At 54.6% G+C, this 853-nt stretch carries 1 pseudogene; it reads left to right on the forward strand.

The window, feature by feature from the left end:
* A pseudogene (locus tag CIK04_RS25115) lies at window positions 1-853 on the forward strand (aldehyde dehydrogenase family protein); the annotation flags it as partial.

The raw sequence follows: 853 nt of genomic DNA on the forward strand, positions 1-853 counted from the left end.
GCGAAGGGAGAAGTGCTTTATGCCGCCAGTTTTATTGAATGGTTTGCTGAAGAGGCACGCAGAGCCTATGGGACGCTCGTGCCGAGCCATAAAGCAAACGCCAAGATTTTGGTGACCAAAGAGCCGATCGGCGTGGTGGCTGCGATTACGCCTTGGAACTTCCCCGCGGCGATGATCACCCGCAAATGCGGCCCAGCGTTTGCGGCGGGTTGCCGGTGATTTAAAMCCGCGCCGGATACACCTTTCACCGCACTTGCACTGGCTGTGCTGGCAGAAAAGCGGGTTTCCTGCTGGGGTATTTAACGTGATCACCGGCGATGCCGGTCGCGAGTTGGTGGCGAACTAACGAGGTAACAAGGCGCGTTCGTAAATTATCGTTCACGGGCTCAACGCCGGTAGGAAAACTGCTGATGCGTCAATCGGCAGACAACATCAAAAAGCTCTCGCTTGAACTGGGTGGCAATGCCCCGTTTATCGTCTTTGAAGATGCCGATTTGGATGCCGCCGTTGAAGGGGCAATGATCGCCAAATTCCGCAAGTGCTGGGCAAACTTGCGTCTGTGCAAACCGCCTTTATGTTCAGCGCTCGGTTTATTCTGAATTTGTCAAAACTGGTGGCGAAAGTTCTCGGCGCTTAAAGTGGGCAACGGCTTTGAGCAAGGTGTCAATATTGGCCCGTTAATCAACGATGCCGCAGTCGCTAAGGTGGTTGCAACGACGTACGAAGACGCCCAAAGCAAAGGGGCGCAAATTGATGTGGTCAACTACCCACGGCAGGCAGTCGACTTGTGCGAGCCTTTGGTGCTCAGTGGCGTGACGGATGAGAGTGCTGGTGGCGCAGGAAGAAACCTTTG

Source organism: Vibrio sp. 03_296 (assembly GCF_002265885.1).